Annotated in this window: 11 protein-coding genes and 2 pseudogenes; 5 read left to right on the top strand and 8 right to left on the bottom strand. The window is 68.4% G+C overall.

Annotation, left to right across the window (positions count from 1 at the left end):
* Positions 1–229: pseudogene (locus BMY61_RS47105) on the bottom strand (sporulation initiation factor Spo0A C-terminal domain-containing protein); the annotation flags it as partial.
* A gap of 357 nt (positions 230–586) precedes the next feature.
* On the opposite strand from BMY61_RS47105, the gene BMY61_RS15425 reads away from it, so the two are divergent.
* Positions 587–1081: an RICIN domain-containing protein gene (locus BMY61_RS15425; protein ID WP_075003918.1), complete on the top strand. Its 495-nt coding sequence runs from the start codon at positions 587–589 to the stop codon at positions 1079–1081.
* Positions 1082–1229: 148 nt separating this feature from the next.
* Positions 1230–1661: pseudogene (locus BMY61_RS15420) on the top strand (IS5 family transposase); the annotation flags it as partial.
* Here BMY61_RS15420 and BMY61_RS15415 read toward each other — a convergent pair.
* Positions 1650–2078, bottom strand: coding sequence for a DUF5959 family protein (locus BMY61_RS15415; protein ID WP_052438506.1), 429 nt, complete (start codon positions 2076–2078; stop codon positions 1650–1652). The pseudogene BMY61_RS15420 and the gene BMY61_RS15415 overlap by 12 nt on opposite strands.
* Before the next feature lie 257 nt (positions 2079–2335).
* Between BMY61_RS15415 and BMY61_RS15410 the strand changes: the two genes are divergently transcribed.
* Entirely contained in the window at positions 2336–2509 is a 174-nt protein-coding gene (locus BMY61_RS15410) for a CsbD family protein (RefSeq protein ID WP_042444855.1), read from the top strand.
* A gap of 380 nt (positions 2510–2889) precedes the next feature.
* Here the strand turns inward: BMY61_RS15410 and BMY61_RS15405 are convergent, their stop codons facing one another.
* Together BMY61_RS15405 and BMY61_RS15400 are read right to left on the bottom strand one after the other, a co-directional pair.
* Positions 2890–3264 carry an STAS domain-containing protein gene (locus tag BMY61_RS15405; protein ID WP_052438507.1) on the bottom strand — a complete coding sequence of 125 codons (375 nt, stop codon included), beginning with the start codon at positions 3262–3264 and terminating at the stop codon, positions 2890–2892.
* A 94-nt stretch (positions 3265–3358) separates the two neighbouring features.
* Positions 3359–3700 (bottom strand): hypothetical protein, encoded by a 342-nt coding sequence (locus BMY61_RS15400; RefSeq protein WP_042444856.1) that lies wholly within the window; start codon positions 3698–3700, stop codon positions 3359–3361.
* Positions 3701–3860: 160 nt separating this feature from the next.
* Between BMY61_RS15400 and BMY61_RS15395 the strand changes: the two genes are divergently transcribed.
* Entirely contained in the window at positions 3861–4217 is a 357-nt protein-coding gene (locus BMY61_RS15395; RefSeq protein ID WP_042444857.1) for a helix-turn-helix transcriptional regulator, read from the top strand.
* A 98-nt stretch (positions 4218–4315) separates the two neighbouring features.
* Here BMY61_RS15395 and BMY61_RS15390 read toward each other — a convergent pair whose 3' ends face one another.
* The 4 genes from BMY61_RS15390 to BMY61_RS15380 form a co-directional block, all read right to left on the bottom strand.
* The gene (locus tag BMY61_RS15390) at positions 4316–5299 is read right to left on the bottom strand and encodes a YihY/virulence factor BrkB family protein (protein WP_042445078.1); all 984 of its coding nucleotides are present in this window, start codon (positions 5297–5299) and stop codon (positions 4316–4318) included.
* A gap of 99 nt (positions 5300–5398) precedes the next feature.
* Positions 5399–5752 carry a hypothetical protein gene (locus tag BMY61_RS44970; RefSeq protein ID WP_143094357.1) on the bottom strand — a complete coding sequence of 118 codons (354 nt, stop codon included), beginning with the start codon at positions 5750–5752 and terminating at the stop codon, positions 5399–5401.
* 335 nt (positions 5753–6087) lie between these two features.
* Positions 6088–6411, bottom strand: a complete 324-nt coding sequence (locus BMY61_RS15385) for a WhiB family transcriptional regulator (RefSeq protein WP_425314687.1) — start codon at positions 6409–6411, stop codon at positions 6088–6090.
* A gap of 68 nt (positions 6412–6479) precedes the next feature.
* Complete coding sequence (locus BMY61_RS15380; protein ID WP_143094356.1) at positions 6480–6830, bottom strand: PRC-barrel domain containing protein; 351 nt, start codon at positions 6828–6830, stop codon at positions 6480–6482.
* A gap of 240 nt (positions 6831–7070) precedes the next feature.
* Between BMY61_RS15380 and BMY61_RS15375 the strand changes: the two genes are divergently transcribed.
* Positions 7071–8567, top strand: a complete 1497-nt coding sequence (locus tag BMY61_RS15375) for a CYTH and CHAD domain-containing protein (RefSeq protein ID WP_161791220.1) — start codon at positions 7071–7073, stop codon at positions 8565–8567.
* The last annotated feature ends 121 nt before the right edge of the window (positions 8568–8688 follow it).

Raw genomic sequence — 8688 nt, 5'->3', positions numbered from 1 at the left:
TGGCGATGAGTCCAAACAGACCGCTGGTTCCGAAGACGACCAAACCGCTCTCGTCGATGCCGCCGAGGACTGCCGCCTCGGTCAGCGGTTGGTACTCGTAGCCGATCAGCCCTGCTGGTACGCCGATCTGCCGCAGATCGGCGGCGATCTCACTGGGCACCTCTGGTGAGCAGCCGATACGGACCACGACGTACTGGGGCAACGGCAACGGCGGCAGGTCTCGAATCACGCGGACATCATCCTCGCCCTCCCGCGTCATGGGGAAGCCACGAGCCGGGCCCCACCACCGCGTGGCAGAACCCGACATCACGGATTCAAGTTCAGCAGCTGACAACGGGCCCGGTGATCACACATCAGCCCTGGTCGGATACTGAGGGCAATGCGGGCGGAGAAGGACCCGATCGGCGATATCGACTGGCCGGCGTCGGTGGACTCGACGATCGCGCGGGCCAAATATCCGTTATTTGCCAATCGCCTTGATTGCTGCAAATGTCAGATTTCCCACGGGCAGTGAATCCCGGTAAGATCATCGTCGACTAGAAATCGTGAGCCAAGGGGTGTCACTTTGAAGGCAAAGCGTGCGAGCATGATGGTCATTTCTCTGCTTTCCATGGTTGGCCTATCGGCCATGCAGGCGACATCGGCTTCCGCCGTTGCGAACGCCCATATCTGGAATGACAGCAATTCGTCGAATCTGTGCCTCGCCGCCTCGCAGAACCTGCGCGGAGTTCCGGCGATCATGTGGAATTGCGACGCCGAAGGCGGTCAGATGTGGAATACGGGCGGCAGCGGGACCAACACATTCACCATCACGGACGCAAGCTATAACAGCTGCCTCGACATTTCTGGCGACTCGGGATCTGCCGGTGCATGGGTCTACGCTGATGACTGCTCCCACAATTCCATTTATTGGTCGGCCGACAGTAAGGGCGGCGGCTACTACGAGATCATCAATGCCCTGACGAACCAGTGCCTCAGTGTTGCCGGGGGATCTACGGCTGAGGGCGCGCACGTTATTCAGTGGCCTTGTCATGGCACTGCCGATCAGCTGTGGTACTCCCCGACGGGCTGGAACCAGTAATTCGGCCAGCTTGAAGGTAATTATCCTGATCGCGACTCGCAGATTTTCGGCGGGTCGCGATTTTTTTTCCGCCTCTACACCCCACCATGCAGGAAGAGACCCCGCACTGAGATTTTCTCAACGAAGATCACTTCTAGTAGCTGTTGAGGACGAGGGCGGCACGGGCAGTAAGCACCATTTGATCACCGATGCCAACGGTGTCCCGCTCGCTTTTACACTCACCGGTGGCAACCGCAACGACGTCACCCAGCTCATCCCGCTCTTGGCGGCTGTCCCCCCAGTGCGCGGCAAGCGGGACAGGCCCCGCCGGCGCCCCGACGCGGCTTTTGCAGACAGCGGCTACGACCACGACAAGTACCGGCGCCTGGCCCTCGGCATCAGGCTCGTGATCGGGCGCCGGAAGACCGAACACGGCTCCGGCCTGGGTGTCCATCGGTGGGTAGTCGAGCGGGCGTTCGCGCATCTGCACCACTTCCGGCGCCTGCGGATCCGCTGGGAGATCCGCGACGACATCCACGAAGCCCTGCTCAGTCCCGGATGCTCCCTGATCTGCTGGCGCAGGCTGAGCTCACTCCGGTGACAGGTGCCAGTCCCAGGCGTCGAGGACGGCTGCCAGCAGGTCCCGATGGGTTGCGGTCCAGTCGGACGGCAGGTCGATGGGCACACGCACGGTCGTCATCGAGACGAGATCATCTTCAACGACCACCTCGGGGCAGTCACGCTCGCCGTTCAGGTGGATGTAGACGGAGGGCCCGCGCTGGACGTGCAGCCAGGCAATTTCCTCACCGGCCTCCAGGCGGTCCAGTGCCTCGGCCCACGACGTGAGCCGAGATCGCCACAACGAACGGGCCACGCGGCCGGCCACGAACGGCGTGTCGACGACAATCTCCCCGGAGAGCCCACCGGCCACACCCTGCAAGGGGCCGAGTACGGTGATGCGCACACTGTTGCCTTGGTCATCGCACAGCAGGGCCAGATCCAACTGCTCGGCCGTCACTATGCCGCCTCCCTCGAAGTTGAGGCGATCTTGACCCACCTCCGCCTCAGTTGGCCAACGGCTTCCGACCGGAGTGCGACATTTCGTTAGGAGTTCTAAGCCGCGCATCTGCCCCTCGTCGGAGCGTCCATGCACGCGACCTGCGACCTGCGGGCCCGCCCACCCGCTGGGGCCGCGGACTCGGCGTTGAGCGTAGAACGCCGACCACAGGGCAGACGCTCACGGCTGAACCCGATCCTGGGAGGAGACGAGAATCCATGAGCGCGGGAAAGAAGATCAAGCACACGGCAACGACGGCGAAGGGCAAGGCCAAGGAGGCGGCAGGCAAGGCCGTCGGCAACGAGCGGCTGGTCGCCAAGGGAAAGGGCGAACAGATCAAGGGGGACGCCGCACAGGCCGGCCAGAAGGCCAAGGACGCCCTCAAGCACTGAGGCCATGCTGCGTCGGCACCGCCAGCCCCCACTCGGGGGAGGCGGTGCCGACGCGCAACCGCCCAGCCAGCTGTCACACAGTGTCATTCAGGTTGCATGGCGTACGGGCACGGGCCGCGCTGCCCTACGGCCCCAGGAGCGCGACGCCTTCGGGACCGAGCCGGAACGTCCCACCAGTGCGGAGGATCCAAGGAACGACGTGAGCCTGGCCGCAGTCGTCGGCGCCCGCTACATGGACCAGCCTGGCTGCGGGGAAGGTGGGATGAGCGTGCGCCTCGGCGACCCGCTGATGCAGGCCTGCCAAGCAGCCCCTCAGCCGCCCGCTTGGATCTCAGGGCCGGTCGGGCTTGGCCCGCCGCACACGCCGCCGACGGCGGTCTCTAGTCGGCGGCGAGGGTCTTCAGAGCGGACGCCAGACTGGGGTGGCGGGGGAACAGCAGTGCGGCGTCGGTGATCTCCAGAACCCGCGCGGTGTTGGCGGGCGGCGCGGCGAGGTGAACGGTGACCTGGCGCTCTATGGCTGCGGCGCGCAGTCGGAGCAGGGCATTGAGGGCGGTGGAGTCGAAGAAGGTGACGTCGGCGAGGTCGACGACGACGGCCCTGAGCGCGTCCAGGGGTACGTCGAATGCGAGGGCTTCTCGGGCGCCCATGTCCAGGTCGCCGGTCAGCCGATAGACCAGGACGTCGTCGCCGACGAGCTCTGTCGAGCACCCGGCTGCACGTTCCTCGCGGTCGGGCAGATCGTCCATCGACATGCACTCTCTTCCAGGGAAGGTCTCGGTGGCCAGAGGTGGGGCGCGTCCGTCTCTGCGGCGTTCGGCCAGCCAAGCCGGGCCAGCACGGAGTGGGTCAGCGCTCAGATGGGGCCGGGAGCGCGGCAAGGAGCGCGGACTCCGCTCCGGCCTGGTACGGCGTGGGCGGAGCGTTGTGCGGGCGCGGCGCGTTCGGCCATTGTGCGGCGATCTCCTGCAGCCGCTCCCACAGGGCCTGGGCGCGTTCCCGCTCGGCCGCAAGCCCCCGTGGTGCGGGATGCCGATCGGCGAGCTGGAGGTAGGCCTCGATGCCGAGAATGGCCTGCTCGACGCTGCGGTGCAGACCGCCGCATCCGGGCGCCCCAGCGACGGGGAGCGCGCCGGCGCCTAGGTGTGTATGCAGGAATCCGGCGAGGAGGTCGAGTTCGTCCCTGGTCATCGTTGCACTTCTTCCGAGACGCGTACGCGTGCGGACGGGAACACGCGGACGGTTGGCTGTTGATCCCAGGCTCTGCCTCCCCTCACGAGCCTGTCAAGCATTGCACGAAAGAAATGTCACTCTTTACCAAACCTGAAACGCTGGTCGTACGATGGTGGGCATGGAGCACGCGCCCGGCCCCCGCGCCACCTGGACGTTCCTGACCAACCACGCGAGGGTGCTGGTGCAGATCTCCCGCGATCCAGGGATCCGGGTCCGCGACATAGCGGCCAGCTGTCTGCTGACGGAACGCGCCGTCCAGCGGATCATCACTGACCTGGAGGCCGGGGGCTATCTGACCCACACCCGAGTCGGGCGCACCAACCACTACCAGGTCAGGGCTTCAAGCCCACTCCGGCACCCCGCTGACGCCGGCCCCCGTGTCGCCGACCTCCTCGCCCTCCTGACCCCTCACGAACCGACCACCGCCGGGCTTGAGGACGGCGCACCCGCCGTTGAGGACGGCAGCGATGCCTGACGCCCGTCCCCTGCGCAGAGGGTGTCGGGCCGGTCTCCGCAGGGTCTGACGGCCGTCTGGGTGTGACGGGGCCTGCCGGAGCGCCGTGAGCGTGGAGGTCACCGGTGGGTGCGTGGGTGCCGTCGGGCCCGAACGGTGAACCGGCTGTTGACGTGCTGTTCGGGGCGTCGCTCTTCCTGTCGAGCGATGCTCTCCAGAACCTGCCGATCGGACCGGGTGAGGGGCGGCTGCAGGAGGGAGCGGGGCCACAGGCGACGCTTGGCGACAACGTTCACCTCAGCGGCGTAGACGGTCAACTGGGCGCCGAGGTAGATCCACCAGAGCAGGCCCAGGACCGTCCCGAACAGCCCGTAGACCGCAGTGGCGTGACGCAGTTGGTGTGCCACGAGGATCCCGCCGAAGGCCTGCATGGCGGTCCATGCGGGTCCCGCAATCAGGCAGCCCGGGACCAGGCACCGCCACGGGATCTCCCCTGGGGTCAGGATGCGGAAGCAGGCGAGGTACAGCCCGGTGTTCAGCAGCACCGAGGCTACGAGCCCGCCGATGGTGACCGCGGGCCCGGCGCTGATCGAGGCAACGACCCCGGTCGCGGCGGAAGAGGCCAGCAGCCCAAGCCCGAGCACGGCGATCAGGGCGACCGAGCGACCGAGGCGCGGCAGAAACCCCGGGCGTTTCACACCAGGGATGTTCCAGACCTGCGCCATCGCGAACTGCAACGCCTGCGCGATCCCGAGCGACCCGTACAGCAGGCCCAGCGATCCCAGCACCACTGCCAACATGCTCCCGCCCAGGGAGTGCACGTTGCTGTGCAGTTGGTCGCCGATGACGGGGAAGTCCGCCAGCGCGGAGTTGAGCAGGCGCTGCTGCAGCCCGGGGTCCCCGTGCAACGTGTAGCCGAGCACGGTGGTGAGCAACAGCAGCAGCGGGAACAGCGCGGCGAACCCGTAATAGGTGATCAGCGCCGCGAGTTGCCCGCCGCGGTCGTCGCCGAACTTCTTCACCACCCCGAACGCGAACCCCGCCCCGGTATGCCGCTGCTGCCAGCGGTCCACACCCCGCAGCGCCCGCTCCACCTTGTTCACCACTACTCCTTCCACGCAGTCCGGCGCGATCCCGGGGCTCTCGCTGGACGAGCAGCCGGCAGTTCGCCGCCAGCCGTCCCGCAGTACGTCTCGCAGTGGTCAGAGCGGCGCAACATCGGGGTTCGGACGCTCGCGACCGGTGTCTCGAGCCAGCCGCCACACTGCCAGCGCGAGCCCCACTACCGCGGCAGCACCCAGCGCAACCGGAAAGCGCCGGCGCGTCGGCGACGCGTTCGCGCGGGCCGTGAGGCTTCCGGCCGTACGCCGCGCGCCCGCAGTCACTTCCTGGGCCGACCCGCGGACCTGCGAGGCGGTGTCCCTGATGTGCTCTGCAGCGGCCAAACGGGCCGATTCCGCGGCGTGCCCGGTGTGTACTCGTGCGGCCTCGACCGCGCCGACAGCAGCGTGCGTGGCGTCTTGCAGACGTGTCTGGGCGAGCGTGTGCTTGCGCACGAGTGTCCCCGTTCCCGAAGGCCGTGCATTGGGGTGCTGGTCGACGGGCGTCTATCCCAAATGGGCGCTTTCTACGCGGCCGACTCGCCGACGGTCAATCGACCGGGCGTGCGCCTGTCCACGTGGGGCAGCCACCCGACCGGTGGCGTGCCATGTGGCATCGTCCCCAACGGCGTCCCGGGCGGTCAGCAGGCATCGGTTCTTGGCGTTGCCGAGGACATGAGCGGACGGGCTGCCTCGGCCGGTGTCCCTCGGCCGCCGGGCAGCCCGTCCGTCGCTACTCCCTACCTGGCCTGTTCCTCCTTTGGCGCCGCATCGGCGGCCGTCGGTTGGCTTCAAGCCGCGACGCTCGTGGGGCGACGGCGCAGGGCAGCGGCACGTTCGTTCTCGCTCAGGCCGCCCCACACCCCGTAGGGCTCACGGGCCGCCAATGCGTACGCGCGGCAGCTCGCGATGACGGGGCACTCGGCGCAGACGCGCTTCGCGGCCTTCTCCCGGTTGTCGAGGTCCCGCCCGCGTTCACCTGCCGGGTGGAAGAAGAGCCGGTCCTCGTGCCGTGCGCACGCGGCCTCCTCCTGCCACGACCACGCCCGTTCCATCGGCCCGGGCAGATCCGGCTTGCGTCCCATCAGGTATGCAACCTCGCGTTCATCCTGCATCGCCGTTCCCGCACCGCTTCGCGCACGCGATGGGGCGGGCTGATCATATGAAGAGACCGAACGAGGTGCTAGAGCGGCCAGGGGGCGTAGTAGGAGCCGATCTGCTGCTGGTACCCGTAGTCGTCGTCGTGCTTGTCGCGGTCGAACTCGGGTGCGTTCTTGATCTCGTACTTGTTGCGGTCGACGTACACAACCCGGTCCAGGGGGTCGACCCTGACGATCGTGCCGACGGGCAGCAGCACATGCTTGCCGAAGATCCACACGCCGGTGTCGACGGCGATGCGGCCGGCGTCGGCCTCATCGGTGTGCTTGTCGACCTTCCCGATCCGGCCGTCGGTCGCCTCCACCTCGAACCCGGCGAGATTCATGCCCGGCTGGTAGCCGATGCCCTGACGGTACGTCCAGATGCTGCTCTCCACGCGCACTCCTCCTTCGGGACATCAACGCGGGCGCTGATCTGCGCCCGTGGGCAGCGCCTGCCCCGCGAGGCGGTATCCACACCCCAACGTGAGTGGCACGCCGGGACGCGGGCAAGCCCACGGACACGCAGCAGCACCCGCGGAGCGTGCCCGTCCCGCGATGATCAGTGCGCATTGCCGGGGTGGTGGAGTAGCCGTGGGCGCGCGGGGCACACGCGGAGCATGCCAAGGAACATGCACATGGAGCGTGAGATCACATTCGACGGGGCGCTCGTCCAAGACCTGACCGACGCCCGACCCCGCGAGGTGGCGCGGGCAGCTGACAGCGGGACGCAGGTGCTGGACGCGGTCTACTTCGACACCCCGGACCACGGACTGCTCCAGCGGGGTGTGACACTGCGCCGCCGGGCAGGCGGCCAGGACCAGGGCTGGCATCTGAAGATCCCGGGCGAGCACGGCGGGCGGCGCGAGTTCGGCTGGCCGCTCGGTGCGGCGTCGAACGAGCAGGTGCCCGAGGGCCTGGGAAACCTCGCACGTGCATATGCACGCGGCCAGACCCTTCGCCCGGTGGCCCACCTCCTGACGCACCGGCGGCGCCGGGTTTGGCTCGACGCGGACTCCCATCCGCTCGCCGAGGTGGCCTCCGACCACGTCGCCGCCCGCGTCCTCGACGGCCATCACAGCGGCGGTGCACCTGCGGCCGAGCTGAGCACGTGGGACGAGACGGAGATCGAGCTGACCGGTGGCGGCCCAGGCCTCCTGGAGGATACGGCCCGTCACCTGGCCGAACGGGGGATCTTCCCGGCCGAACGCGGCATCAAGCTCGCCCGGGCACTGCACTGCGCCGGGCTGGACACCCGTCCCGCGCCGCCTGCTGACCTCGCCGGTGCCGGGAAGACGGCGCGGGCCGTGGTCGCGGCCCTGCGGCAGCTGACGGACCATCTCACCAGCCTCGACCCGGCCGTCCGCCTCGACGAGGAGGACGCCGTACACCAGATGCGGGTCACCGCCCGCCGGCTCCGCAGCCTCCTACGAGCATGCGAGCGCCTCTGGGACGGCCACCGGGCCGACGACCTGGCCGCGGACCTGCGCTGGCTCGGACACCAACTCGGTGCCTACCGCGAACCCGAGGCGCTCCGCGCACGCCTTACGGCCCAGGCTCGGGAACTTCCGACCGACTGCACACCAGGAGAAGCCGAACGCAAGCTGCGCAAGTTTCTCGGCCGGAGGTGCCGCCATGCCCACCGTGTCTTGGTGGCCGCGATGTCCTCGCGCCGGTACTACACGCTCTTGGACCGTCTGGAGTCCTTCGTCGCCGACCCGCCTCTGGCCGCTGGCCAGCACCCCGGTTCTGCCCGTGCCGCGCGGATTCTGCGGCGCGAGCGGCGCCGCGCCCGGCGAAGGCTGCGCATGGCCCTCGGCCTGCCACCGGGCCAGCGCCGCGACCAAGCCCTGCACCGCGCCCGCAAGGCGGCCAAGCGGACCCGCTACGTCGCCGAATCCCTTCAGCCCATTCTCGGACCGGAAGCCAAGCACCAACAGTCCCGACACCAGGAGATCCACAAGCGGCTCGGACGGCACCAGGACGCCCGCAGCGCGGAGCAGGCGCTGGCCGATCTAGCGCATACCGGAGGAACCCGCCCCAGCGAAGCCTTCTCCTTGGGAGTCCTACGGGCGCGGCAGCGCGACAGCTCGGCGGCCGACATAGAAGCAGCACGACGCTCGGCCGGCCTGTGAGCGCTCAGGCGGGCACGGGCAGGGCATGGTGATGCGAGGCCCGGCGAAAGACCGCTTTGTTGAGCGGTGAGGGGCTGCTCCTCTGCGGCCCACAGCCCGGCAAGGGGTGCTGTCGACGGCA

This window comes from Streptacidiphilus jiangxiensis, from assembly GCF_900109465.1.
Classification (GTDB): domain Bacteria; phylum Actinomycetota; class Actinomycetes; order Streptomycetales; family Streptomycetaceae; genus Streptacidiphilus; species Streptacidiphilus jiangxiensis.
The sequence above is the reverse complement of the archived record's forward strand: the minus strand, read 5'-3'. Positions and strand labels throughout refer to the sequence as shown.

Coding starts and splice junctions, on each gene's coding strand:
- BMY61_RS15400 (WP_042444856.1), bottom strand. CDS start 3,700: ATGACCAGGGACGAACTCGACCTCCTCGCCGGATTCCTGCATACACAC.
- BMY61_RS15385 (WP_425314687.1), bottom strand. CDS start 6,411: ATGCAGGATGAACGCGAGGTTGCATACCTGATGGGACGCAAGCCGGAT.
- BMY61_RS15410 (WP_042444855.1), top strand. CDS start 2,336: ATGAGCGCGGGAAAGAAGATCAAGCACACGGCAACGACGGCGAAGGGC.
- BMY61_RS15425 (WP_075003918.1), top strand. CDS start 587: ATGATGGTCATTTCTCTGCTTTCCATGGTTGGCCTATCGGCCATGCAG.
- BMY61_RS15395 (WP_042444857.1), top strand. CDS start 3,861: ATGGAGCACGCGCCCGGCCCCCGCGCCACCTGGACGTTCCTGACCAAC.
- BMY61_RS15405 (WP_052438507.1), bottom strand. CDS start 3,264: ATGTCGATGGACGATCTGCCCGACCGCGAGGAACGTGCAGCCGGGTGC.
- BMY61_RS15375 (WP_161791220.1), top strand. CDS start 7,071: ATGGAGCGTGAGATCACATTCGACGGGGCGCTCGTCCAAGACCTGACC.